The sequence below is a fragment of the Pedobacter kyungheensis genome (assembly GCF_000812965.1).
Lineage (GTDB): Bacteria > Bacteroidota > Bacteroidia > Sphingobacteriales > Sphingobacteriaceae > Pedobacter > Pedobacter kyungheensis.
Genome location: NZ_JSYN01000014.1, coordinates 72,025 through 97,250, shown reverse-complemented (window position 1 = coordinate 97,250; position 25,226 = coordinate 72,025). Strand labels below are relative to the sequence as shown.

The following is a 25,226-nucleotide window of genomic DNA, read 5'->3' as shown; positions in this document are numbered from 1 at the left end:
ACCTCAATACTTGCTAAAATAACATCAAATTTAGCAAACAGAGCTTTAGAATTTAGGTTTTCATCCGCCTAACTTTGAGTAATTACCTATACTAACCAAATCAATAAAATCTATCCTTAAGCGGAGCAGATTAAATTAAAAATATAAAATGAACGAAAATTTACACCAAAAAGTGATCCTGCTAACAGGTGGTGCCGATGGTATTGGCTGGGAATGTGCCAAAGCTTACAGCAATGCAGGCGCGATAGTTTGCATAGCCGATAAAAATCCCATTGCAGCTCAAAAATTAAGCGAGCTGGTTAAGCCCGGAACCTTTATCCAATGCGATGTAAGCCGGGAAGCAGAGGTAAAAGCCGCAATTGATACGGTGATTGCCAGATACAATCGTTTAGATGCCATCCACAACAATGCGGCTATAGCCAGTCCTTCCAAACCTTTAGACCAAACCAGCGATAACGAATGGGATTTGCTCATGAACATTAACCTGAAAAGTATTCTATTTACCACCCGTCACGGACTGCCACATTTAAAAGCCACAAAAGGAAGCATACTCAGTACAAGTTCGCTGGTGGGCAGCATTGGGCAGGATAACCATGCCGCTTATGTAGCCACCAAAGGTGCGGTAAATGCCTTAACCAAAGCCATGGCTTTAGATTACGCTCCGTTTCAGGTGCGGGTAAATGCCGTTTCGCCTGCTGCCATAAACACGCCAACATTACAGGCATGGAGCAACGAACAACCCAATAAAGCAGATTTAACACAATATCTTAACCAATTGCAACCTTTGGGTAACATGCCCAATGGCGATGTAATTGCCGATGCCTGCGTGTTTCTATTGAGCGATGCCGCGCGATTTATAACAGGTACCATTTTGCCGGTAAGTGGTGGTGCAGAATTAGGCTACAGAACCATTATTTAAAATATGATCAACAAAATTAATATCCTCGACAAAAGATTTGAACTGGCTACTGGCGCTGGTAGCGATGCCATACATAAAGATCCACAATACTCGTATGCGGTTGCCCAACTGGGCGATGAAAGTGGCCTTACCGGCAATGGACTGGCTTTTACCCTGGGCGAAGGGAACGACCTGGTTTGTAAAGCAGCATCGTTTTATGCCGATAAAATAAAAGGAAACGATATCGAAGAACTGATGGCCGATTTTGGTCAGACTTTTAAAACTTTATCCAATGAGCAGCAATTCCGCTGGTTAGGGCCGCATAAAGGCGTGGTACATTTGGGTTTAGCGGCTGTTACCAATGCCTGTTACGATTTATGGGCCAAGAAACGTGGCGTACCGCTTTGGAAGTTGCTGATTGATTTAACCCCCGAACAAATTGTAAATACACTCGATTTATCCTACCTGGAAGATGTGTTAACCAAAGCAGAAGCCATTGAGCTTTTGAGCGCTCAGGTAGATTCGAAGAAAAGCAGAGAGGGTATTTTAACTACTGGTTACGCCGGCTATGATACTTCTGTTGGCTGGTTTAATTATGATGACGAAAAAGTACGCGAAAATTGCAAAAAAGCCATCGACAATGGTTTTACGGCCATGAAATTAAAGGTAGGCTCAGCCGATCCCCAAAGAGATATCCGCAGGGCCAATATTGTGCGCGAGGTGGCTGGCGAAACTTCAAAAGTAATGCTCGATGCCAACCAGCAATGGACTTTACCTCAGGCGATTTCGATTTGTAACGAACTCAAAAACATGAATCCTTATTGGGTAGAAGAACCCACGCATCCAGATGATGTTTTGGCCCACCAAACCCTGGCCAAAACCATTGCCCCCATCAAACTGGCCCTCGGCGAACATGTACCAAACCGCATTATCTTTAAAAACTACCTGCAGACCGGCTGCGTGGGCTTTGCACAGGTAGATGCCGTACGCGTTGGTGGCGTAAGTGAGTTTATCACCATTAGTTTAATGGCCAAAAAATATGGTGTTCCGGTAGTGCCACATGTTGGCGATATGGGTCAGCTGCACCAGCACCTGGTATTGTTTAATCACATTGCCATGGGGCACAAAGCATTATTTTTAGAACATATTCCGCACCTTAAAGCACATTTCGTAAATCCGATTAAAATTGAAAACGGCGTGTATGTTACCCCTCAGGAAGCCGGATCAAGTTGCGATTTAAAATAACAGCTTATGATTAGTACTATAGATATTGTTATTACCATTGCCTACGTTCTGTTTATTGTAACCATAGGCTTATGGAGCGGACGCCGCAAAAAGGAAAAGACCGAAAGTTCATCTAACGATTACTTTTTGGCAGGTAAAACCCTGAAATGGCCCATGATTGGCCTGGCACTTTTTGCAACCAATATTTCGTGTTTGCATTTGGTAAGTTTGGCCCAAAGTGGTTTCGATAGCGGTTTGCTTAACGGTAATTTCGAATGGATGGCGGCCTTTACCCTCATTTTGCTGGCTTTATTTTTCATTCCTTTCTACATTCGCTCGGGTGTTACCACGTTACCCGATTTTTTAGAAAGGCGCTACAATAAAGCCTGTCGCGATTGGCTGGCTTTTGTTTCCATTATTTCGGCCATTATCATCCACATTGCCTTTTCTTTTCTGGCAGGAGGTATTGTGCTCGAAACCCTTTTCGGCATTAACATGTACACCAGCATTGTAATTATTGCCGCACTTACCGGGCTCTATACCATTATTGGCGGTTTGCGTGCCGTGGTGGTTACCGAATCTATCCAAAGTGTGGTGTTGATTGCGGGTGCGCTGATTATCACCTATTTCGCCTGGAACAAAGTGGGTAGCTGGGATCATTTAACCACGGTGTTGCAAAACAATCAGGCAGCTGACAAATTAAGTATGATCAGGCCTGTTGGCGATAAAAGCGGATTATCATGGGTGGCTGTATTTTTGGGTTATCCCATTCTAGGCATCTGGTACTGGTGTGCCGATCAAACCATCGTACAACGCGCTTTAGGTGCAAAAGACGAAAACCACGCCAAAGCCGGCGCACTTTTTTGTGGTTTCATTAAAATTTTACCCGTTTTTATTTTCGTGTTGCCTGGCTTGTTTGCCTACGTATTGTACGAAACCAATGCTATAGACTTAAGCAGCTTACAGCAAGCTGGAGCAAATGGGACAACCTTAAATACGAAAGGCATTTATACACTCATGATTACGCAATTATTACCGAAAGGTTTGATAGGTATCCTGGTAGCTGCCTTATTATCGGGTTTAATGAGCCAGATTGCCGGTGCATTAAACTCAATTGCTACACTGAGTAGTTTTGATCTCTATAAAAGATATCGACCAGATACCAGCGATGTCAAACTGGTAACGGTAGGTCGGCTATCGGCTGCAATTGCTTTAATGGTTTCTTTAGCATTATTGCCCTTACTTAACCAATACACCAGTTTGTTTGAAGGTATAAACGATGTAATTGCCCACATTGCCCCTCCTATTACCTGTGTATTTTTACTGGGTGTTTTCTGGAAAAAAGCTTCAGCAAAATCGGCCCAATATACTTTATGGCTGGGTTCCTTACTTGGCGTTGCTGTTTTTGCTGTCAATAAGTTCAATCCCGAAACCCTCATCGGTCAGATTCCTTTCATGATGATGGCTTTTTACCTTTTCTGCGCCTGTATGCTTATGCAGATCGGATTCTCGTACCTCTATCCTGTTCAGCACACGGCAGAAAGTAATAAACTCTACTGGAAATCGTTTTGGGAGCCCCTGCAAGTTAAGGGCTGGAGTGGCATTGGCAACTATAAAACCTTATCAGCTTTGCTGCTGGGCATTATGGCCGTATTGTACTGGGCCTTCAGGTAATTTGAAACCTAAATTAAATTGATAACAACAACCAAATATAAACCACATGAAACACACCAAATTTATTTATCTCCTGCTGTTTGGCCTGCTGAGCAATCTGGCCATTGCACAAACCAAAACTAACCCGGCCGTAATGAAAGATTTTATGGATAAGCGCTTCGGCATGTTTATCCATTGGGGGCCGGTAAGTTTACGCGGAACCGAAATTGGCTGGTCGAGAGATAAACAGGTTGAGAAAAATGACTACGATAACCTATACAAAGAGTTCGATCCTACCCTGTTTAATGCCGATGCCATTGTAAAAACCGCTAAAGATGCAGGTATGAAATACCTGACCATTACAGCCCGTCACCACGATGGTTTTTGTTTATGGCCTTCTAAATTTACGGAGTACGACATTGCCCATACTCCTTATAAAAAAGATATTGTGGGTGCTTTAAACGAAGCCTGTAAAAAACAAGGTATCAAATTCTGCATCTATTACTCGGTACTCGATTGGCATCATCCCGATTACCCCATTCATTCTTCTGCCAGCCAAACCATCGACCCCAAAGCAGATATGAGCAAATACATCAGCTACATGAAAAACCAGCTGAAAGAATTAATTACCAATTACGATCCATACATGCTTTGGTTTGATGGCCAGTGGGAAAAACCCTGGACAGATGAAATGGGCAAGGATTTATACAGCTACCTGAAAGGCTTAAAACCTGATGTAATTATTAATAATCGGCTGGGTAAAGAATTTGCCGCGATGGAAAATAAAAAAATAGACCATTCAAAAATGGTTGGCGATTATGATACCCCCGAGCAAACCGTTGGCCGTTTGAATATGGATACCCCCTGGGAAAGCTGTTTCACCATCTGTAACCAATGGGCCTGGAAACCAAACGATAAAATGAAATCACTGAAAGAATGTTTAGCCATTCTTTCCAAAACAGCTGGAGGTAACGGAAACTTGCTGCTAAATGTAGGCCCGATGCCCGATGGTCGCATTGAAGCCCGTCAAATTACACGCCTTAAAGAAATTGGCCAGTGGCTAAAAATCAATGGCGAAGCGGTATATGGTACTTTGGGTGGCCCATATCAACCTACTGATGCTTATGCAACTACCAGAAATGGGAATAAAATTTTTGTCCATGTACTTAAAACCGATGCTGGTGCCATTAGCTTAAAAAATATTGCAGGGCGAAAACCGCTAAAAGCCTATGTTTTAGGCGGAGAAAAAGTTTCGCTTGAGCCAGGTACATCAGATTTTAAGATTAACCTGCCTAAAACCCAGTCAGGAGACTTACAATATGTTATTGCGATAGAAATGGATGGTGATATTGAAAAAACAGCAGTTATTGATTAAAGATTGGCTATGAAAAATTTAAAAAAGGGATTTTTGATTATTTCAGCAGGTTTACTGTTACTTACGTCCTGCAACCAGAGTAGTAAAACGGAAACGGCTACAGCGGTTGAAACACCAAAAAATGTAAAACGTTTTGGCTCCGTAACTGGCCTAAAGCCAGACCAGATTGCCTATTACAAAAAACTGCATGCAGCGGTTTGGCCTGGTGTACAACGAAAAATAACGGAATGTAATATCCACAATTATTCTATTTATTTAAAGGAGATTGACCACAAGTTTTACCTTTTTAGCTACTTCGAATATACCGGGAAAGATTTTGAAGCCGATATGAAAAAGATGGCTTCAGATACCACTACCCAGCGTTGGTGGAAAGAAACTGCACCCACGCAGCTTCCATTACCCGATGCGGCTGCAAAAAATGAAACCTGGAGCAGTATGGAAGAGGTTTTTCATCAAAATTAAATGGATAAAACCGGAGCATGATTTCTGTACCATGCTCTGGTTTTTCTTAAGTTGTTCGACTTATTAAGGCCGCATAAGCCAAAATAACGATACATAAGCATGAAATAACGGTCCTGATGCTGTGATATAAATTCCAGGCAGGCTCGAATTTATTTCTGAGCGCACTTAATTCGTTAGCATTCATTTTCTCTAAACTGGCACCATCTAAAATATCATTTAAAGGCACATTTCCTACCATAGTTACCAGAAAAACACCACCAGCATACAACAGCGCAGCTGCCAGTAGCAAATAGAAAAGCAGAGATGTATTCTTCTCATAAAAAAGCCATGTACAAACGGGTAGCAAGATCAAAGTGCCCATAAAGCTGATAAAAAACAAGGGATTTAAGATGGCCCGGTTAATGGATTGCATGGCTTGTAAAAAGGAAAGATCGTTTAATCGGGTAAGGCCCGGTAAAACAGAACAGGAATAGGCATAAAAAAGCCCGCCAATAAGTGCGGTAGAAACGGTACTCAGCAAAAGTACCAGGTTTTTCATCGTCATAAAGCTGTTTTTAAATTATAGATAGCGTGTAGCCAATTTAAATAAATTTTGCCGGAATAGCATTCAATTCTGGATATGAATGCGACATGAAGAAAGCGGAAAGGATCAAAACCTGTCGATACCATATCTAATTAGGAGCGTTAATTTAGATATGGAAGAGCGTTAATCAGATAAAGACAGGTATAGGTAGATGTAGTATTAAACTGAACGGGAAGATATTGCCTTATTTGTTACAATATATCCCTAAGGTCGTATTCGTAAACCATTCTACAAACCAAATTACATAGATCGGTCTGTTTTCGTTACGGATAGGCTTAATTACGGGTTGGTCTCCGTTGCAATTACGACAATATCGGTAGCCCTGCAACCAACATTTCCCTTTTCCAGATTAAACTTAACCTTCGTCCCTACCTCCAGTAAAGGCTTAAATAGCCCCTTTAATTGCTGATTATCTGCATAAATCATTTCTGTGCAGCCTTCAGCAGCGATAAATCCGAACCCACGGACCGGATTGTACCACTTAACCACTCCTGTATAAATCATAAGGCATGTTTTTACAATAATTTAGTCAACTTTAATACAATCTGAAAGAAAACTGTATGAATAGTTAGATTTTCGTGATGAAAAGGTGTAATTTCGTTATATATACAAATGCTAGATTAGGAGATGATTAAGTGTATAGCTATAGATGACCAACAGAGCTCGATTACGGGTCTGGAAAAATACATAGAGGAAACACCCAATATGAGATTAATAGGGAGTTACACCGACCCGCTAACAGCTTTAAGGGAACTGAAGAAGTTAGATCAGGTTGATGTGATCTTTATGGACATTCAAATGCCACAGATTTCTGGCCTCGAACTTTCTAAGGCTGTACGCGCAAAAACCAGAAAACTGATTTTTACCACTTCGCATACCGAATATGCTTTTGAGGCTTTTGAAGCCGATGCTGATGCCTATTTATTAAAACCTTATGGTTATGCCAAGTTTGCCCTCACCTTGAACAGGCTATTTGGTGAAGAAATGGAAACGGGTAGCGAAGATGCTTATTTTCTGGTTAAGAATAAATCGGAGGAACATAAAGCTGTAATGGTGCGTTACACCGACATTATTTGCTTTGAAAGTTTTCACAACTACATTAAAATACACACCAACGATAAGGTAATTATTGCCTACCTCAGCTTAAAAGATGTAAAAGAGCAGCTGAGTATTAAAAAGGGCTTTATACAGTTGCACAGGGGTTATATCATTGCCATCGATCATATTTTGCATATTGATGGTACGCGGATTACCCTGAGCAACCACACCAGTTTTACCGTTGGTGATATTTATTACAACGATTTTAAAGCATTTTTTACAGATAAATTAATCATCAGCAGCCGCAAAAAATAACGGCTGCTGTGGGTTTAATAATTAATAGAAAGCTACACCTGACGTGCCCATGGTAAACGTTGTACCCGTTGGATCTGAGGAAGTAGATAATAATAGTTTAGTGCTATTATAATTGTTTTTTTTAAATGTAAATAGTGTCCTGGAGATCAATTTGCGTGTTTTCATATTTGTTTTTTTCGGAAAACTAGGAGCGCAAATGCCCTGTAACACCAAGCATTACATAGATGGTAATATTATCATGACAAATAGTCTAAATTGGAAAAATAGTGTAGTCAAAAATTGGCTGGCAAAAAACAGTACCCACTTCATTGCATGGACCTGTTTTATATTTTGGGAATCGGTGCTTGTTGGGTTATTTTATGGAGTATTCGGAAAACTGGGGAATTATGTTGTCCATTATATAATTAATATCGCCATCTTTTATACCCATGTTTGGGTGCTACAAAAAGCAACAGAATCAACTCGCAATTCTTATTGGAAAGTTCCGCTTTTCTTAATTCTGGAACTAATTATTTATGTTGCATTTGTTTACGGGGTCGACGACTTGCTTAAGCACTACACTGACTTTTTAACTGGAGAACAGCCGCCATTCGCAAAGCGGATGGTCAATCTTTCTTGGCGTGCATCATTTTTCATGTTGTTCTCAACAGGTTACTTTTTTTTAAAACGTTACTTAAGCGAAAAAGCCGAAAAAGAACGTATCGAAAAACAACGTTTCCAAATGCTGATTGATAAAGAAAAAATGGACAAAGAGCTGGTAATGGCCAAAAATGCATTCTTGAAAGCACAGATTAACCCCCACCTCCTCTTCAATACCTTTGAGTTTATTCACCAGAAAATAAGACAACATTCGCCCCAAGATGCACAGGTAATGGTTTACCTTTCGGATATGATGCGTTTTGCAGCGGCCACCGAACACAACGAAGGTTATGTAAAACTGAGCGACGAAATAACGCAATGCCAGAACTTAATTAAACTTCATCAGCTTACCCAGGGGCAGGTTTTTATTGATGTGGCTTTCTCGCCCGATGTTTTAGAAATCAGGTTAATTCCGCTGGTATTGTTAACCCTACTCGAAAATATGTTTAAGCACGGGCATCTTTTTGATCAGGATAACAAAGCAACGATTGATGTATACCTGGTTGATGGGATGTTGAGAATTGAAAGCAGAAATCTGCCCGGACTGGTTAAAAGCAATATTGGTTTTGGGTCAGGCTTAGACAATATCCGTACCCGCCTGGATTATACATACAGTAATGGTGCCGAGATGAATGCTTTTATGGATGAAGATGGTTTTTATTGCCTGACAATTACCATTACCCAAAAATCACTTTCAACCACATCCCCAACAATATCTTCACCCGCAACCTTCGCTTAGTAGAACAATCGGGTAAGCCCGAAGCACCTTACTACCTTTCAACAAATATCCTCAAGAGAATTAATTCAAACTTGAAGTAAAAACCATTTTGTTTTTGTTTAGCTATTATTAACTTAGCGGCAAAATACTAAACAACAACGTTTTATAACTCATTAAACTATTTAGCACTACATATGACTTAAAAACCATTTAAAAATCCAACATAAACCTCATGAAAAACAAAAATTTCTTTATCAAGCCATTATTTTACGGCTTGTTCATTACTATGGCAGCAAGTGGATGTCAGAAAAAAGACCTAGAGCCTGACGATCAAAAACAGGCAATTAGCGCAGAATCACAGCTGAGTCCTGCCGGTAAAACCCGAAAAGTGTTAATTATTGGTATTGATGGCTGCTTATGGCCGGTGTTTAGTTCTACCAATTCTCCAAACATCCAAAATCTGATCAATAAGGGATATTTTTCTTCCAATACCCTTAATGAATTACCTACCTCAAGCGGACCAAACTGGACAACCATTTTAAATGGAACCGTGGTAAACAAACACCAGGTAACTGACAACAGTTTTAGTGGAAATGCCATTGCCACCTATCCTTCTTTTTTTAATGCAATTAAAGCAAATCAGCCAGCCAAACGCAGCGTATCTTTTGTAAGCTGGGCTAGTATTAACGATTATATTGTTAATACTGGTGATGTAGCAGTAAAAGTTTCTTCAGTGGATTTAAGCGGAAAAACCAGTAACAATTCTGGATATGACGACCCCCAACTGGATGCCAACACCAAGACCAATATCGTTAACGAATTAACAAACAACAATCCGGATGTAATTTTCAGTCATTTCGACAATATGGACCACGTGGGGCACAATTCTGGCTTTTCGACTACCAATACGGAATACGTAAGCGCTATTAAGGTTATTGATACCCATATTGGCGATATCCTTACTGCTTTGCGCAAAAGGCCTAATTATGCCAACGAAGACTGGTTAATTATACTCACTACCGATCATGGTGGCGTGGGTACCACTCATGGTGGAGCGAGTTACGTTGAACGAAACTCATTTATTATCTTAAATAATGCTGCCATTAGTCCAACTTTAGTAAATGCAACACCTACCACCAGCACGCCAAACTCGGTATCAGCTTTAGGTTTTGCCGATAATATTTACGGCAAGTTGCCCACCCTATCAGGTTTTGATTTAGCCGCCACAAACAGTTTTACTATCGAATTTAGGGTTAGAGCTACGAGTGCTACAGGCGATCCCGTTATTATAGGCAACAAAGACTGGAGCAATGGTTACAACAAAGGCATCATTATTTCAAACCTGAACGGAAAAATAATGGCCAATTTTGGCGATGGTAGTAACCGGCTGGATTTGAATGGTATTGATTTAACAGACCAGAACTGGCACTACGTATCAATTGTAGTAAACAGAAGTACACAAACCGCAACCATGTACGATGCAGGCGTGCAGGTTTCACAAGCTAGTATCAGTGCTGTAGGTGATCTGGAAAGCACTTTGAATTTTTACATCGGACAAGATGCCACAACCAGTTATACCCCATATTTTAATGGTAATATTGCAGGTATACGTCTATTCAATGCAGCATTAAGCACAGCAACTATTAAAAGCAATATTTTTCAAGATATTAGCAGCACACACCCGAACTATGCGAACTTAAAATATGAAGCAAAAGGAAGAGACGGTTCTGGAATGCAATATGCCGGAAGTTTTGGAAAATCTGCCACTACAATTCTGGTTAAAAATAGTGCGACAGCAAGCTGGAATACTCAGAATGCCCCTATTTATTTAAACGATACTGATTATCACAATGCACCACATACATACGACATTGCAGCTACTGTATTAAATTTTTTAGGTATAGCCAAACCAGTCGGCTACGACGGCAATACGCTGATTAGTTTTTAATCAGACTAATGCCGACGATAATATCGGAAACAACAAAGGCTTATCTGATACGGTAAGCCTTTGTTGTTTAATCCAATACACTTAATAAAAAAATACCGGAACAAAAATGCTCCGGTACAAATCGAGACGGGTATTGATTTAAAAATTATTTTATTGGCAAGCTGGCAAGGTAGTAGACCAATCGGTACTCTCCATATTGGTTAAAGTAGCGGTGTGCCCATTGCCTGTAGCATCGGCAGCAGTAGTACCACTGGCTTCGTTAAATTTCCAGTAAGCCTCCAAACCAGTACTGTTGGTTGCGACTGAACATTTATTATTCTGAATTTGTGTTTGTGTTAATGCTGTTTTCCAAACCCTTAGCTCATCAAACAAACCATTAAACCCACGATTGGCATCGTAACTTCTCGAAATCTGGAATGTTCCGCTGGCGGAAATGGTACCCGTTGCTGATAAACTGGCATCGAGTACGCCATTAATGTAGATTTTCATGGTTGCACCATCGTAAGTAGCGGCCACATGATACCAGGTATTTGCACTCAATGTTGTTGCCGAATTGAGTTTCTTAGCGGTAGTGCCTCCTGTATTTAACACAAACTGAAGTTTATTATTGGCTAAAGAAGCATCGCCCAGACGTAGTAAAGCCACATTTGCATCACTTACTTCAATCCCCATAATGGTAGAAATGTAGGGCGAAGCACTTTTGAAGGCGTTAGGTCTTATCCAGCCCTCTAAAGTTAAACCGGTACCAGCCAGGTTAAAGCTGTTCGAATTTAAATACTCATTGGTACCATCAAATAACAAGGAAGTATTGCCATTGGCAGGCGGCGTGGTGCCATTGCCATCAATACAATTGGGTTTAACAGCCGTTGCCGAGCTATACAGCGAATTGGAAACAGACGAAAGTTTGGTTTGCGAGTTATTGGCTACATTATACACCATAACACTGGCCAGACCATTGTTTTTAACATAGTTGGCTACGGCTGTCTGATCGCTGTTACCCAAATCGGTGCCTAAACCAAGTTTAGCTTTGGGTACACCTGCATTAATGTAAGGTTGTAACCTGCCGGCGTAATTGGTAGAGAAATAAGTTTGCTCAAAAACATAATCGAGTATATCTCCCAGTTTCTGCCCATTGTAAACACTGCTAAAGTAATTGGCCTGGTTAAAGGCTGCCATGGTAATCAGTTTAGTAGTACCCAACCTGGCTCTCAAAGCTGCAGCAGCAAGTACCAACGAACCATCGTTTGCGGTACAGGTAGAATACTCATCGTCGATATCAATACCATCCAAACCGTACTGCTGTACCGCATTGGCGCATTGCACGGCGAAAGCATCGGCCTGGGCGTAGGTGGTAAAACAACCCCATCCTGCGTTTTGATGGTTTCCCAACACATCGAGCAATACATTTATACCCAGCGATTGCAGGTAAGCTACTTTACCAGAATTAAGCACATCCTGCACCTGTGGGTTAAAACTCAAGGTAGGTACCCCGTTAACTGAATTGATATTTGCCGCAAAAATTACCGAGATGCCGAACAGCTGTTTGGCCGGCGAACCATAAGTATAACAGCCAGGGTTTACAAAATTGTTGCTGTTTACTTCCACATAGGCAGTAACAAAAGGACCGGAATTCAGGGCAGAAGCATTGGTCAATGCTTTTAAATCTTTTTTAGTACTAAAGGTACTGGCTGCCTCATTTTGGGTGTTTGCTTTTTTACAGGCGTAAAAAATAGTGAAAACGGCTAGAAGCGCCATTCCCATGATCATTAGTTTTCTCATAATTTTGATGTTTTTGGTTAGAAATTGTTTTTATTGGTTACAAAAAGAAAAGGCAGACAGGGTTTTAAATCCTGTCTGCCTGCTCTTTAAAAATTGGCTTTATTAACATCCCACCATAATCTGGTTCCTCCGTTATCTGGTCCGCCAAGTAAGGTAACTGCTTTACGTACCTCATCTTTGTTGCCATTGCCATATTCTGCTGTTGGATAAGGCAATCTGCGGATTTGAGTTTGTGTATCTATTGTACCGCCGCTGTAATTGTTGGCTACAGTAAATAGTTTAGGATAACCTGTTCTGCGGAAATCGGCCCATGCCTCTGCCCCATCAGGAAAAATAGCGATCCATTTTTGTGTAATAATGCGTTCTAATTTTACTTCGTTCGATGCTGTTCCATCCCATTTAACGGTAATAGTGCTCACAGCCGCTGCGTTATTGGCCGGGTTTTTCGGATCAACATAAGCCGTTGGTTTGCTTACGGCATCGGCCAAATAAGTACCTGCAGCAACATTCCACTGTTGCATTGACGTGTTTATACCGGTTTCGTAATTGGTTTGTGCATCGCCAGCACCTGTCCAGCCACGTAAAGCAGCTTCGGCTTTTAAAAACCATACTTCGGCAGCGGTCATTAAAATTTGTGGTGCTTTCTGACCAATCGGAGCCCTTGCATTATCAGGCGTAGTAGCATTTAAACTCGAATAGGTTTTATAACCTGCTTTGCCTAAACCATTAAAAGAAGTGTTGGCTCCAGAGCGGATTCCAATGTACTGACCTGCAAATAAAGGATCGGTTGCAGGTGTACAATATACCGGCAAACGCGGATCTGAATACCCTACCAGGTACGATTGTAAGGCCGCGCCCATGGCATTATCGCCTTCGTAGTTGATGGTTACATTCCAAAGATCGTTATTTCTGTTACCCGATTGAGCCACTGCAGCATTGTCGCTGGCAGTAGTCATTAAACCACCCGTTGCAGCCATCGCTTTTTCTGCCTGTAGCTTTGCCGTAGCCGGATCAACTTTAACAATACGCATGGCCAAACGTAACCTTAACGAGTTGGCCAGTTTAAGCCATTTTGCAGCATCGCCACCGTAAACCAGGTCGCCTGAATCGAAATAGGCTTTTTTGCCCGGATTTGCAGTAATAAAAGCCTGCAGATTATTGGCTGCTGTATCAATCTGCTTGAAGAATTCAGTGTAGATTGTTTTCTGGTCATCATAAGCCTGCGAGATCAACGATTTACCAGCCTGTGTGTAGGGGATCGGGCCAAATTTATCGGTTACCCGGTCCATGGCAATTACCTGTACCAAAAGTGAGATCCCCCACGATTCAGGAGCCGTTGTTTTTAATGGAGAGATGGCAATTTTAGAAATGGGTGCCATTACATTGGTATACTGATCGTTAAAACCAGCTTCGTTCCAGCCATTGTTAAGGGCATAGTTCATGTTATTGATACCGCCTCCAAATGGTGTTGGGGCCATCATGTAACCACTGTATGCATCCGAACTCAGGTTCTGTGCAATCTGGTAATTGGAAAATATATTCTGCTGAATCGGGCCAATTGCCGATTTCAACAAAGCTAAACTTTGCTCTGTTGTAGGTAAGTTATCGTTGGTATTAAAACTTTCGAAGTTCTTTTTACAACCCGAGTTCAGGGCTGCTGTAGCCAATAAAACTAAAGATAAACCTTTAATCTTATGATATGCTGGGTGATATATCGATTTCATTTTCGTTCTGATTAAAATAAAACATTAAGGTTAAAACCAAAGCTTCTGGTAACAGGCTGGTTAAATACATCGATACCAGATAAACCATTACCGGTTGACATGGTAACTTCCGGATCGTAAGGTGCTTTTTTGTAGAAATAGAATAGGTTTCTGCCAATTAGCGATAAACGCATGCTTTTAAATGTTCCCTTTAAAGGAAGGTTATAGCCCAATGAGGCTTCGCGTAAACGCACAACAGTAGCGCTGTAAACATACTCGCCGGTTACACCATTTCTATCGCCCAGGAAAGAATAATAGCTTTGTGGGTTAATAGTTGCAGAAACTGCTTTTCCGCTGGCATCAACACCATCAATTTTAACACCACCTTGTGCCCTGGCATCGCCGGTTACTTTTGAGGCACCCGCCTGATCCATAAGTGCTTCGGTTAACGAAAGTACTTTACCACCAAACTTACCATCTACTAAAAAGCTTAAACTGAAATCTTTATAGTTAAAACTGTTGTTCCAACCCAATTGGAATCTTGGATTTGCATTGGCAATTAAACTGTAATCGGCACTTTTAATTGGAAAATATGGATTAGCTGTAGTTCCGTCGCCGCTGAATACGATACGGCCGCTGGCATCTTTTTGTAAGGTATATCCGTAAATATCACCATAAGAGCCACCTGCAGCAATGCGCGAAATGTAAGCATTGTTACCACCTCCGGTTAAATCGATTGAATTTAAACCTTGTGATGCAGCTACATCAATAATTTTGTTTCTGTTTAACGATCCGTTAATGGCGGTGTTCCAGTTCAGGCCATCGCCTTTTAACACATCGGCACCTAAAGTAAACTGTAAGCCCTGGTTCTGCACATCACCCGCATTTAAATAACCGGTTGCCACAAGGCCCGATGGTGCAGGTTTAACCGGAATGTACTGGTTTTTGGTGTTGGTTTTGTAATAGGTAAAGCTAAAGTTTAAGCGGTTAGCCAGGAAACGCATATCAGTACCAATCTCGAACGATTTTGTTCTTTCTGGTTTTAACTCGGCAAATGCCCTGTTGGTGTTAATGGTAAGTGCACCGCCGTTACCCAAAGTATTTTGAATAAAAGTTAAATAAGCTGGCACAGTGTTACCTACCTCGGCATAAGTACCCCTGATTTTAGCAAAAGTAATGGCTTCTGGTAATTTAACCATCTGCGATACGATAAACGATAAACCTACTGATGGATAGAAATAAGAAACATTAGGTGTAAAAGAAAGGTTCGACGACCAATCATTTCTACCGGTTAAGGTTAAGAAAGCCCAATCTTTGTAAGAAAGGTTGGCGTTGGCAAACACGGCCTGCAACTGACTGTGGAAAGCATCGCTGGCTTTTGTTGTACTTAAAACATCAGATGTGTAGTTACCTGCGGTTGCTACAATGGTATTGTTTGGCGTAAATAAATCAACTGCAGAAAGATCGCCAGCTAATGATAAACCTGAAGTTTTCTGATCGTTAATGCTACCACCAATTAAACCGTTAATTTTAAAGTCAGAGTTTTTCATCGGTACCGTAACATTTAAAATCGCATCGGCGTATTTCTGAACAAAAGTTTGGGTGTTTTGCGATAAATAACCTCTTCCGTTAGAGTTGAAGTTTCCGTTAATACCTGAATAACGTCTGTTTTCAAAATCATCTGTACTGCGGTCGATATTACCCCTTACCTGAAGGTTTAACCAGGATGTAAATTCATATTTTACGTTTCCACTTAATAAAAAGCGGTTTCTGATTGCTGTATTCGGATTCATATTGGTTAACCACCATGGGTTCTGGTTAATATCGGCACTTCCACCCAACCAGTTCTGACGTGCGGTACCCACATTATTTGCCAACAGGTAATTGTCTTTATATGGAGTAATATCTACACCGCGCGGGAAAAGATACAAACCTACTAAAGGATTGTTGTATAAACCAATTGAAGGGCTGTTGTTAATCCTTTGGTTGATGTAATTCACCGTTCCATCAACCGTTAATTTGTTGTTTAAAAACTTAGCGGTTTCGCGCAGGTTAATGTTATGCCTGTTTAACTTGTTACCTTCCTGAATGCCGCTTGCATAAGTATTGGCATAAGAAAAATAAGTTTGGGCAATTTCAGAGCCGCCCGAGAAATTAATGGAATTGGTAGCGTTTGTACCAGTTTGGAAAAATTGATCCAGATTATCGGTGCTGTTGTTAATGGCAGCACCCCAGCTGTCCCTTGTGGTGGTAGATGCAGGGCCATAACTATTTTGAAATTCAGGTTTGTAGGCAATTTTATCGAAAGTTAAACTCGAAGAAAAACCGATTTGTGTTTTACCTTCCTTACCTTGTTTGGTGGTAATTAAAATCACCCCATTTTGTGCCTGACTACCGTATAACGCAGCTGCCGAAGCACCTTCTAATACAGTTAAGCTCTCAATATCGTCGGGATTCAGGTTTGAAATACCATCACCGCCATCTTGTCCGCCACCAAATACACTGTTTTGCTGGGCATTGGCGTTACCATTATTGCTGATTGGCACCCCATCAATTACATACAAAGGCTGGTTGTTACCACTTACCGAACGGCTACCCCTTAATATTACCTTGGCAGAACCACCTACACCCGAAGTGCTCGGACTGATGGTCATCCCAGCCACTTTACCGTTTAAACTGTTTACCAGGTTAGGGCTTTTTACTTTATTCAGTTCTTCGCCACCAACCTGTTGCGTGGTATAGGTCAAAGATTTTTCTGAACGTTTAATACCCAGTGCGGTTACCACAACTGTTTCCAGTTCTTTCGAATCGTTAGCCAGGGTTACATCAATGGTAGTTTGCGTACCTACAGTAACTTCTTTGGTTTGGTAACCAACAAAAGTGAATACCAATACATCGCCGGTTTTGGCTGCAATTTTATACTCGCCATTGGCGTTGGTTTGCGTATTTACCTTGGTACCTTTAACGTTAACGGTTACCCCAGGCACAGTTAATCCTGTGCCATCTTTTACAATACCCTTAATCGGTTCCTGATAATGCGCACTAATCGAATTTAGCGGCAATGCATTATTTGCTGTTTCGGCGGCATATAAACCAGCCGATGCATACAGCAATAAGCATGTGAGTTGTAGTGATCTTTTCATACTCATGGTGATAAGATTTATTATTATTTGGTTAATTGTTATTTGTTATGATAATTAGTGTTAGTTAGTTCATTTATTTTAACTGGTTACAGCAAGGTTTTCCCAGCAGCTTGCTGCACCGGCAATAGCAGCCCGTTCATTTAATTCGGAGATCCGCACCGGCATTTCGATGTCGTTCGCTTTAAATTCTTTCAATACATTGGGTAGAAATTTAGCCGAGGCATTACTGATGTTACCACCAATTACAATGGCATCGGCCTGGTTATCTTGTAAAAACAGCATTAAAAAGGCTGCCAGATGCTGCGAAAATTCTTCGAATATGGTCCTGATGGTTTCGCTTTCATCATACAATCCGGTTAAACTTTTTACGTCGATCATATTTACACCAGTAAGCTGGTAATAGCGCTTTAAAAACCAGCGCGTAGAGAGATAATCTTCGGCTATGCCATCCAGAAACGAACTGCACCAAAGGTTGGCATCGCGTGTATTGCCATAAGTGGCCACAGCCGAACCCAGCCCCGTACCTAAAGTAATACCAATTACATTGGCATAATCTTTTACGGCGCCGGCAAACATTTCGCCGGCTAAGAAGCAGGCTGCATCATTTTTCATTAAAATATTAGCGGCATCAATACCCAATGCAGCAGCCAGCATATTTTTTACGTTTAAGCCATAAAATGCTTCATATTTATCGTTCCCGGCAATGTGCGAGATCCCGTTTTCATAATCGAATGGGCCCGGCATGGCAATCCCAATCTTATCCACCTCCAGCCCAGCTTTATCATAAGCCTGCTCAATTGCAGCTTTCCAGTTATTGATAATGGTTTCGGGTTTCCCATGGGCATCTATCCAGCATCGCGTGTAAGATTCTTCGATGATAAGCCTGTTTTCCATATCCACCACAGCCGCGGTAATGTGCGAGCCACCGATATCTACACCCAGAACATATTTATTTGTTGTCATTTATTGAGTTTAATGAGATAAGCAATTAAAAGTTTTAGCACCTTTGGTAAATCCTTTTACCTGTAGAGCGCCGATGTGACTTGAACGATTAGTTTGTGCTTTATACATGATTAAGAGGGGTTTATATTGGTTAAAACAGTTTTTAAGGTTAATTAACTGGTCGAAAAATATTACGGCCTTATATCAATGATCTGTTTTTCTGAAAAACTGCCTACAGGCAAATGCATTTTTTTGATAATTATTTTTATTATTACTTTTTATTTAACCAAATAGCGTTGCAGAGTTGAAAGTAGCCAAGCCAGATTTTGTTGTTTTATGGACCAGGATTTGCCTCGAAGATGATATTAAATCTTTCGAAGTGCTTTATCGCTACCTGTATAACAGCCTGCATAAGCTTGCGCTTTACTACGTGCGCGAGCAAGAGGTTGCTGAAGACATTATAGCCGAAATTTTTGTAAGGTGCTGGGAAAACCGGAAAGAAAGCACACACATACAGCAACCCGAAAGTTATTTCTTTGTGGCGGTTAGAAACCAATCGTTAAAATACCTGAAAAAAAAATCGGGTACTACCTTTATCGATCTGGCCGAAAATGAAGCCGAACATCCGGTTGAGGCTTATACGCCCGAAAGTTTACTGGCACGAAAAGAATTACACCATAAGCTGGATAATGCCATAGAAACATTGCCTGCACAAGCCAAACTGGTATTCAGGTTAATTAAAGAAAACGGTTTAAAATATAAGGAAGTGGCCGACATCCTCGAAATTAGTCCTCGGACGGTACAAACCCAGCTATTCAGGGCCATTGCCAAACTCAGGTTGGTTTTAAAAAGTGAAAAGCCAAGCGGTTTCAATGCTGAAATAGGCGAAAAGCTCATCAGTATGGTTATCTTACTGGGAATCATCACTTTTTTCAAATATGTTGTAGGCAATTTTTAAATCTTTAAGTACTATATTAATACACAAGGGGTAAAACATACAATGACAGATCAAAGATTTACAGAATTGCTTGGCAAACAACTGGCTGGAGAACTTTCACCTGAAGAATCGACTGAATTTAAATCGCTGCTGGCTGCTAATGCAGGTTACCAGCAGGAATATCAATCTTTAAGCACCTATTTTTCGAAAAAAGAAGCACCAGGCCAAAATATTGATGAAGTTTTTGAACGCATTACTACCAGGATTAGCCCTATTGAAGAAACTGAGGCACAACCCTTAAAAACCCAAGCAAATTACAGCATCTGGTTAAAAATTGCTGCTGTAATCGTATTAGCCACATGTGGATTTTTAATTTACAAAACATTTTTAACCACAAGTCAACCCGCAAATGAGTTGGTTTGGAAGCTGGCCAGTACGCCAGCAAAATCGGTTAAAAAACTAACGCTGGCCGATGGTACCACCGTAACGCTTAATGCAGTTTCCGGATTAAAATATCCCGCAAATTTTACAGGCAATACCCGCGAGGTTTATTTAAGTGGAGAAGCCTTTTTTGATGTAAAAAAAGATGCAGCGCACCCATTCATTATCCATACAGATAAGATACAGGTAAAGGTTTTAGGAACCGCTTTCGATGTGAAAGCCTACAAAAACGATGCTTTTACCGAAACAACCCTAATTAGAGGCCGTGTAGAAATTCAGCTAAAAAATAACACCAACCAGAAATTCATTTTGCAGCCTAAAGATAAATTTGTGCTGGATAACCAGAAAAATGAGGGGAGTATGCAACGACTCACTTACTACGCAGGCGAAGATCCCAATACAATTATCGAAACCTCCTGGACAAATAACAGACTCACTTTCAAAAACAGTGATTTCGGATCTATTTCCAAACAATTTGAAAGATGGTATGGCATTACAATCGCTTTCGAGAGCGAAAAGTTGAAAGATTTGAAATTTACCGGTCAGTTTACCCAGGAAAATATTACCGAGGTGTTAAATGCACTCCAAATGATTGAACATTTTAATTATAAAATAAAAGATCAAACTGTTTACATTTACCGCTAATGTTGTTAAACCAGTGGTGACAGGTTACTATGAGGCTGATTTCGAAATTATTTTTTTTATTATGCCTGTTCTTTTGCCTCAATAGTTATGCGCAAACCCGCATTAGCCTTAATGTAAAAGCGGTAAGTTTCGAAAGTATAATCGATTCTATTCAGCATCAAACCAAATACCGTTTTGTCTTCAGCGAATCGAAAATTCCGCAGCGCCTCATTACCCTAAAAGTACACGATGCCGAGGTTACCCATGTTTTAACTCAGCTATTAAAAAATACCGGCTATACCTATGCCGTATTACCCGATCAGCTGATTGTAATCAGGCAGCTCGAGAGCCGACCTGCTCTGGTCGATACTGCAACGAACCTCAAAGAGGTGGTCATAACCGCCCTCGGCATTAAAAAAGATAACCGCAAAATTGGCTATGCCGTAACTGTAGTACCCGGCGAAAGCCTCACCCAGGCGCGTGAATCTAACTTTATACTTTCGCTGCAAGGGCTTGTTGCCGGTTTAAGCATTAACAGCACTAACGGCGGCCCTTCTTCTTCGGCACGGATTTTACTGAGAGGAGCAGCCAGTATGAGTGCTGCTTCGCCCCTGTTTGTTATTAATGGTTTGCCCATCGATAACAGCATTCGTGGTAGTGCCAATGAGTACGGCGGTGCCGATTACGGCGACGGGATCAGCAACATTAACCCTGATGATATAGAAACAGTTACGATCCTGAAAGGTTCGGCAGCATCTGCATTATATGGTGCCAGGGCAGCAAACGGAGTAATCCTGATTACCTTAAAAAGCGGAAAGGAAAATGCCAATTCATCCTTTGAATACAATTCCAATCTTGCTTTCGATAGCCCTGTAAATAACACTGATTTTCAGTATGTGTATGGGCAAGGTGCACAAAACAAACGTCCGGCCGATTTTTATGGTGCTACCTCTACAGGCATTTCGAGCTGGGGCGAAAAGATGGATGGCAGGCTTTCACCACAGGTAGATGGCTCATCCAAACCTTACCTTCCTGCTAAAAACAACATCACCAATTTTTACCGCATTGCACCTGCCTTTACCAATACCCTTTCATGGGTTGGCGGCACTAAACGAAGTATTTACCGTGTTTCGGCTTCTAACCTCGACCACAGCTCAATTTTAAAAAACGGCCACCTGAACCGTAAAACCTTTAATATCTATGGTTCTTTCGATCTGTCGAAAAAGCTTACGGTAAGTTTTAACAGCAATTATATTTACGAAAACAATAAAAATAAGAGCTACCTCAGCGACGGGCCTTTAAACGCCAATTATGGTATTGCTGCACTGGCCACGAGTTTAGACGAATCGCTGCTGGCACCTGGCTACGATGAGTCTACAGGCAACGAAAGTCGCTGGAATGCCGATGAATATAAAACCAATCCCTATTTTCTGCTTAACCGCCAAGCTGATTACGCCAAACGCAACCGCTCCATTTCGTCGGGTTCGGTAAAGTACCGTTTTAATAACTGGCTGGCTGCACAAGGCCGGTTGGGTTATGATGTAAGCAGTGATCAGCTGCTCAGTATTTTACCAACCGGAACCGCTTTTTCGGTAAATCGCCAGGGCGGCATCAACAAACTCGATACTTTACATACCTCAGAATTTAATACTGACCTCTTACTTACGGCCAACCGCAGTATCAGCGAAAGCTTAGATTTAGATGTTTCGCTTGGGGCGAATTACCGCGAAAGAAACGGCTCTACGGATAAGATTGTGGGATCGCAGTTTATTATCCCATATTTGTACACACCCGAAAATCTGATCACCAAAAACAGTACACATAGCATTTCGAAAATTGTAACTGAATCAGCATACTTTACTGCCGACCTGGCCTACAAACAATTGCTAAACTTCTCTTTAACGGGCCGTTACGACGTTTACTCCACCCTTCCCACAAACAACCGGGGAATATTTGTTCCAGGTATTTCGGGCAGTTTTATCTTTTCAGACTTGCTTTCCATCAAAGGATTAAGTTTTGGTAAACTTCGCCTGGATTATGCCCGAACCAGTGGCGAGCCCACTACCCCATACACCACGCAAATTTACTACGCCTCGAACGATAATATTAATGGTGTGCCATTAGGCGATTTCGCTAAGGACTTGCCCAATTACAATTTAAAGCCCTTTACCCTGGATGAATATGAAGCAGGACTAAACCTGAAGTTTTTTGAAAGCAGGCTTACCTTCGATTTAACCTACTACCACCGGGTAACCAATAACGAAATTATCAATGCCAAACAATCGGTTACTACTGGTTTTACTTCAGCTTACGTTAACTTGGGCAAAACACGCAACAGCGGAATAGAAACGGCTATTACCTATACACCTATCCTTCAAAAAGATAAGAAGTGGGATATCGATTTTAACTTTACCTACGTTAAAAACACTTTGTTATCAATAGATGGCAATAGCAATTATACCTTAACAGGTGCTTACCGCCCTTTAAACGCTAATACGGCCCTGGTGGTTGGCAAGCCGATTACACAAATCATGGCCTATGATTATAAGAGAGATGCATCAGGTAATATTATTGTCGGCACAGATGGCATTCCCAAACGCGGCGATTTTGTTCCCATGGGTACCACTATCCCACCCTTTTATGGCGGGCTCAATAATCGTTTTACCTTCAAACAGTTTCAGCTCTCTTTCCTGATCGATTTTAGGTTTGGCAACAAGATTTTATCGGCGACAGAAAATTACTCGTATGTAAACGGCCTCAACAAAGCCACACTGCCCGGTCGCGAAACGGGTATAGTGGCCGATGGTGTTTACGAAAATGGCACCAAAAACAACACTAATGTTCCTGCTTACAGTTACTATCCCGAACTGGCCAGTAACATATCGGCCTTATCAGTATTGAATGGTAGTTTCATCAAATTCAGGCAGGCTACGCTGGGTTATGTTTTTAGCCCTAGTGCGCTGCTCAAAACCCCGTTTAAGAGCATTTCTATTGATTTAGTGGGCCGAAACCTGTTTACCTTGCTCAAATACACTAAAAATATCGATCCGGAGTCTGAATTTTCGCCTATACTGGCCTATGCGGGCATTGAAGGTGCTTCGTTACCTGCTACGCGTACATTCGGAATCAATTTTAACTTTAAATTTAAATAACAGATGAAAAATAACCTGATTTATATCGCATTTATCATCTGCTTCTGTTTTATAGGATGTTCGAAAGCACAGCTCGATGAAATTAACACCGATACCACAAAAATTCCAGAGAAAGACTATGATCCGAACGAACTGCTTTCTACTGCACAATTAAAATATGCCAATATTGGCTATTATCAGCTGGTTTACCAAAGTACCATGATGCAACTGCTGGCTTCGACCTATTTCTACTACAACAACGGAGACAAATACATTAACGTTGCCAATTTTACAGATTACCAGGGCCGTATTTTCGAAGAAGGTTATTTGCAACTCTCCGTAGTGCGCGAAATGCAACGTTTAGCGAGCCTTAAAAACCAGGAAACCAATAGCAACCTCATTAACATTGGCGATATTATGGCCATCCTGATTTTGCAGCGCATAACCGATACTTACGGCGATGTACCCTATTTTGATGCTGCTAAAGCCATGCAGGGCATTAAATATCCGCGTTACGATAAGCAGGAAGACATTTACGATGCCATGCTAACCGATCTGGAAAAAGCCATTCAAAATCTCGATCCGCAGAAACCAAAACCTACCGCCGATCTTTTTTATAAAGGTGATATCCTGAAATGGAAAAAACTGGGTTATGCTATTTTGCTGCGCATGGCCATGCGTTTAACCAAGGTTAATCCCGAAAAGGCTAAGATGTGGGCCGAAAAATGTGCTGGCAATACTTTCACCGATATTAGTGATAATGCCATTATTGTTACCGACGCGTCGTCTTTTAACAGTCAAAACGGAACTTCGCTGGCTTTAAGAACTTTTTCTGATTACCGGGAAGTGCGTTGGAGCAAAACGCTGATCGATCAGCTCCGCAAAACCAACGATCCCCGTTTAGGTGTTATTGGCGAGGTGCCCCAGCCCGGACTGGCCAATAATGCCGATCAGAAATTATCGGGCAATAGTGATCCTGCGGTTCAGTTGGGTCTGCCCAATGGCCTCGACCTGCAGGAAGGACCAACAGATGTGCGCAACTCTATCGGTTACCCGGGTGGTACGGGTACAGGAGCTGATTTTGCCCCACTGGGAAAATACTCCAGACCCAAAACAGCATTGTACCTTAAGCTGGGTGGTCCGATTTTTATCATGACCTATGCCGAAACAGAGCTTTTACTGGCCGAAGCCAAAGCAAGGGGCTGGAACATACCTGGTACGGCCACAACGCATTATGCAAATGGGGTGACAGCGGCACTACAATCGCTGGCACAGCTAGATCCTACTGGAAAAATACCACAGGGTACAATTGAAAGTTACGTTTCGCAAAATCCTTTGGATGAAAGCAATATGCAAAACAGCCTGAATGGCATTAACACTCAATATTGGCTGGCTACCGGCACCAATTTTAACTTTATCGAATCGTGGTTAAACTGGAAACGAAGTGGTTATCCAGTCCTTACACCAGTAAATTATCCAGGTAATACCACCAATGCAACCATTCCGCGGCGCATGATTTACCTCTCGACAGAGATTTTAAACAACACCAGCAACTATAAAGAAGCAGTGAGCCGTTTAAACGGAGGCGACATTTTAACCGCAAGGGTATGGTGGGATAAATAAATTTAACATTTGGGATATTAAACCATAAGGTTGTTCTGTAGTCAGACTTA

General features: G+C 41.4%; 18 protein-coding genes. 12 read left to right on the top strand and 6 right to left on the bottom strand.

What is annotated here, in order from left to right; all coding sequences use genetic code 11:
- The first annotated feature begins 148 nt into the window (after window positions 1-148).
- From OC25_RS12565 to OC25_RS12545, 5 genes are read left to right on the top strand one after another with little or no spacing between them, the layout of a single operon-like run.
- Window positions 149-919: an SDR family NAD(P)-dependent oxidoreductase gene (locus OC25_RS12565; protein ID WP_039476541.1), complete on the top strand. Its 771-nt coding sequence runs from the start codon at window positions 149-151 to the stop codon at window positions 917-919.
- Between the two features lie 3 nt (window positions 920-922).
- Complete coding sequence (locus tag OC25_RS12560; protein WP_039476540.1) at window positions 923-2,143, top strand: enolase C-terminal domain-like protein; 1,221 nt, start codon at window positions 923-925, stop codon at window positions 2,141-2,143.
- 6 nt (window positions 2,144-2,149) lie between these two features.
- Complete coding sequence (locus tag OC25_RS12555; RefSeq protein ID WP_039476538.1) at window positions 2,150-3,796, top strand: sodium:solute symporter; 1,647 nt, start codon at window positions 2,150-2,152, stop codon at window positions 3,794-3,796.
- 46 nt (window positions 3,797-3,842) lie between these two features.
- On the top strand, window positions 3,843-5,150 hold the full coding sequence (locus OC25_RS12550; protein ID WP_052266182.1) for an alpha-L-fucosidase: 1,308 nt from the start codon (window positions 3,843-3,845) through the stop codon (window positions 5,148-5,150).
- 9 nt (window positions 5,151-5,159) lie between these two features.
- Window positions 5,160-5,612, top strand: a complete 453-nt coding sequence (locus OC25_RS12545) for an L-rhamnose mutarotase (protein ID WP_039476535.1) — start codon at window positions 5,160-5,162, stop codon at window positions 5,610-5,612.
- Window positions 5,613-5,658: 46 nt separating this feature from the next.
- Here the strand turns inward: OC25_RS12545 and OC25_RS12540 are convergent, their stop codons facing one another.
- On the bottom strand, window positions 5,659-6,156 hold the full coding sequence (locus tag OC25_RS12540) for an anthrone oxygenase family protein (RefSeq protein ID WP_039476533.1): 498 nt from the start codon (window positions 6,154-6,156) through the stop codon (window positions 5,659-5,661).
- A gap of 318 nt (window positions 6,157-6,474) precedes the next feature.
- The gene (locus OC25_RS12535; RefSeq protein WP_039476531.1) at window positions 6,475-6,699 is read right to left on the bottom strand and encodes a cold-shock protein; all 225 of its coding nucleotides are present in this window, start codon (window positions 6,697-6,699) and stop codon (window positions 6,475-6,477) included.
- A gap of 123 nt (window positions 6,700-6,822) precedes the next feature.
- On the opposite strand from OC25_RS12535, the gene OC25_RS12530 reads away from it, so the two are divergent.
- The 3 genes from OC25_RS12530 to OC25_RS12520 all read left to right on the top strand — a co-directional run bounded on the left by OC25_RS12530 (window position 6,823) and on the right by OC25_RS12520 (window position 10,853).
- A complete protein-coding gene (locus OC25_RS12530) occupies window positions 6,823-7,548 on the top strand; it encodes a LytR/AlgR family response regulator transcription factor (protein WP_039476529.1) in 726 nt (241 codons plus the stop codon).
- Between the two features lie 601 nt (window positions 7,549-8,149).
- Window positions 8,150-8,926, top strand: a complete 777-nt coding sequence (locus tag OC25_RS12525; RefSeq protein ID WP_167335396.1) for a histidine kinase — start codon at window positions 8,150-8,152, stop codon at window positions 8,924-8,926.
- A 211-nt stretch (window positions 8,927-9,137) separates the two neighbouring features.
- A complete protein-coding gene (locus tag OC25_RS12520; protein ID WP_052266181.1) occupies window positions 9,138-10,853 on the top strand; it encodes an alkaline phosphatase family protein in 1,716 nt (571 codons plus the stop codon).
- A gap of 150 nt (window positions 10,854-11,003) precedes the next feature.
- Here OC25_RS12520 and OC25_RS26940 read toward each other — a convergent pair whose 3' ends face one another.
- From OC25_RS26940 to OC25_RS12500, 4 genes are all read right to left on the bottom strand, one after another.
- Complete coding sequence (locus OC25_RS26940) at window positions 11,004-12,632, bottom strand: LamG-like jellyroll fold domain-containing protein (RefSeq protein WP_082018590.1); 1,629 nt, start codon at window positions 12,630-12,632, stop codon at window positions 11,004-11,006.
- 86 nt (window positions 12,633-12,718) lie between these two features.
- Window positions 12,719-14,356 carry a SusD/RagB family nutrient-binding outer membrane lipoprotein gene (locus OC25_RS12510; protein ID WP_039476524.1) on the bottom strand — a complete coding sequence of 546 codons (1,638 nt, stop codon included), beginning with the start codon at window positions 14,354-14,356 and terminating at the stop codon, window positions 12,719-12,721.
- A gap of 11 nt (window positions 14,357-14,367) precedes the next feature.
- Entirely contained in the window at window positions 14,368-17,478 is a 3,111-nt protein-coding gene (locus tag OC25_RS12505) for a SusC/RagA family TonB-linked outer membrane protein (RefSeq protein ID WP_039476521.1), read from the bottom strand.
- Window positions 17,479-17,556: 78 nt separating this feature from the next.
- Window positions 17,557-18,441, bottom strand: coding sequence for an ROK family protein (locus tag OC25_RS12500; protein ID WP_039476520.1), 885 nt, complete (start codon window positions 18,439-18,441; stop codon window positions 17,557-17,559).
- A gap of 283 nt (window positions 18,442-18,724) precedes the next feature.
- Here OC25_RS12500 and OC25_RS12495 point away from each other — a divergent pair, with 283 nt between their 5' ends.
- The 4 genes from OC25_RS12495 to OC25_RS12480 are packed head-to-tail and all read left to right on the top strand — an operon-like array spanning window position 18,725 to window position 25,176.
- On the top strand, window positions 18,725-19,378 hold the full coding sequence (locus OC25_RS12495; protein WP_052266179.1) for an RNA polymerase sigma-70 factor: 654 nt from the start codon (window positions 18,725-18,727) through the stop codon (window positions 19,376-19,378).
- Window positions 19,379-19,420: 42 nt separating this feature from the next.
- Window positions 19,421-20,443, top strand: coding sequence for a FecR family protein (locus OC25_RS26935; RefSeq protein ID WP_052266178.1), 1,023 nt, complete (start codon window positions 19,421-19,423; stop codon window positions 20,441-20,443).
- A gap of 29 nt (window positions 20,444-20,472) precedes the next feature.
- Window positions 20,473-23,574: a SusC/RagA family TonB-linked outer membrane protein gene (locus tag OC25_RS12485; RefSeq protein WP_039476519.1), complete on the top strand. Its 3,102-nt coding sequence runs from the start codon at window positions 20,473-20,475 to the stop codon at window positions 23,572-23,574.
- A 3-nt stretch (window positions 23,575-23,577) separates the two neighbouring features.
- The gene (locus OC25_RS12480; protein WP_039476516.1) at window positions 23,578-25,176 is read left to right on the top strand and encodes a SusD/RagB family nutrient-binding outer membrane lipoprotein; all 1,599 of its coding nucleotides are present in this window, start codon (window positions 23,578-23,580) and stop codon (window positions 25,174-25,176) included.
- Window positions 25,177-25,226 lie beyond the last annotated feature (50 nt).

Excerpts from the sequence above, each read along its gene's own strand:
- OC25_RS26940 (WP_082018590.1), bottom strand. The coding sequence starts at position 12,632 with ATGAGAAAACTAATGATCATGGGAATGGCGCTTCTAGCCGTTTTCACT.
- OC25_RS12500 (WP_039476520.1), bottom strand. The coding sequence starts at position 18,441 with ATGACAACAAATAAATATGTTCTGGGTGTAGATATCGGTGGCTCGCAC.
- OC25_RS12535 (WP_039476531.1), bottom strand. The coding sequence starts at position 6,699 with ATGATTTATACAGGAGTGGTTAAGTGGTACAATCCGGTCCGTGGGTTC.
- OC25_RS12525 (WP_167335396.1), top strand. The coding sequence starts at position 8,150 with ATGGTCAATCTTTCTTGGCGTGCATCATTTTTCATGTTGTTCTCAACA.
- OC25_RS12530 (WP_039476529.1), top strand. The coding sequence starts at position 6,823 with ATGATTAAGTGTATAGCTATAGATGACCAACAGAGCTCGATTACGGGT.
- OC25_RS12485 (WP_039476519.1), top strand. The coding sequence starts at position 20,473 with ATGAGGCTGATTTCGAAATTATTTTTTTTATTATGCCTGTTCTTTTGC.
- OC25_RS12480 (WP_039476516.1), top strand. The coding sequence starts at position 23,578 with ATGAAAAATAACCTGATTTATATCGCATTTATCATCTGCTTCTGTTTT.
- OC25_RS12550 (WP_052266182.1), top strand. The coding sequence starts at position 3,843 with ATGAAACACACCAAATTTATTTATCTCCTGCTGTTTGGCCTGCTGAGC.
- OC25_RS12540 (WP_039476533.1), bottom strand. The coding sequence starts at position 6,156 with ATGACGATGAAAAACCTGGTACTTTTGCTGAGTACCGTTTCTACCGCA.
- OC25_RS12555 (WP_039476538.1), top strand. The coding sequence starts at position 2,150 with ATGATTAGTACTATAGATATTGTTATTACCATTGCCTACGTTCTGTTT.
- OC25_RS12510 (WP_039476524.1), bottom strand. The coding sequence starts at position 14,356 with ATGAAATCGATATATCACCCAGCATATCATAAGATTAAAGGTTTATCT.
- OC25_RS12565 (WP_039476541.1), top strand. The coding sequence starts at position 149 with ATGAACGAAAATTTACACCAAAAAGTGATCCTGCTAACAGGTGGTGCC.
- OC25_RS12545 (WP_039476535.1), top strand. The coding sequence starts at position 5,160 with ATGAAAAATTTAAAAAAGGGATTTTTGATTATTTCAGCAGGTTTACTG.
- OC25_RS12505 (WP_039476521.1), bottom strand. The coding sequence starts at position 17,478 with ATGAAAAGATCACTACAACTCACATGCTTATTGCTGTATGCATCGGCT.
- OC25_RS12520 (WP_052266181.1), top strand. The coding sequence starts at position 9,138 with ATGAAAAACAAAAATTTCTTTATCAAGCCATTATTTTACGGCTTGTTC.
- OC25_RS26935 (WP_052266178.1), top strand. The coding sequence starts at position 19,421 with ATGACAGATCAAAGATTTACAGAATTGCTTGGCAAACAACTGGCTGGA.
- OC25_RS12560 (WP_039476540.1), top strand. The coding sequence starts at position 923 with ATGATCAACAAAATTAATATCCTCGACAAAAGATTTGAACTGGCTACT.